The following is a 461-nucleotide window of genomic DNA, read 5'->3' as shown; positions in this document are numbered from 1 at the left end:
AACCCCGAGCGCGCCTACGACATGTTCAACTACGCGGCCTCGTATTACGGCGAGCCGAACGCGCAGTACAACCTCGCCCGGCTCTACCTCGACGGCACCGGCGTGGAGACGGATCCCCGGCAGGCGGCGCGCTGGTTCAACCTGGCGGCCGAGAAGGGGCACCACCCGGCGCAGGCTCTGCTCGGCGACATGCTGATGAACGGGTTGGGCGGCGTGCCGGTCCAGCGCGTGAAGGGCCTGATGTGGCTGTCGCTCGCCCGCGAGGGCGCGGAGGGCCGCAAGGACGACTGGATCGTGGCCCTCTACGACAAGAACTGGGCGGCGGCCAACGAGGACGACCGGGCCGAGGCGCAGAGCCAGCTCCAGACCGTCGGTTCGATCCGGCGGCGGCATTAGAGCCCTGCTCTGACACCGCCGCCGGCTTTCCTCAGCCCTTCTTCGCGTCCTGCGCGGTCTTGAAC

1 protein-coding gene is annotated in these 461 nt (G+C 69.4%); it reads left to right on the top strand.

Going from position 1 to position 461, the window contains the following annotated elements:
• Positions 1-396: tetratricopeptide repeat protein (locus GVL52_RS28875; RefSeq protein WP_200847992.1), on the top strand; the 396-nt coding region annotated here is incomplete at its 5' end.
• Positions 397-461: the final 65 nt, after the last annotated feature.

Origin of the sequence: Rhizobium sp. 18055, from assembly GCF_902706285.1 — a bacterium.
Lineage (GTDB): Bacteria > Pseudomonadota > Alphaproteobacteria > Rhizobiales > Rhizobiaceae > Rhizobium.
The sequence above is the reverse complement of the archived record's forward strand: the minus strand, read 5'-3'. Positions and strand labels throughout refer to the sequence as shown.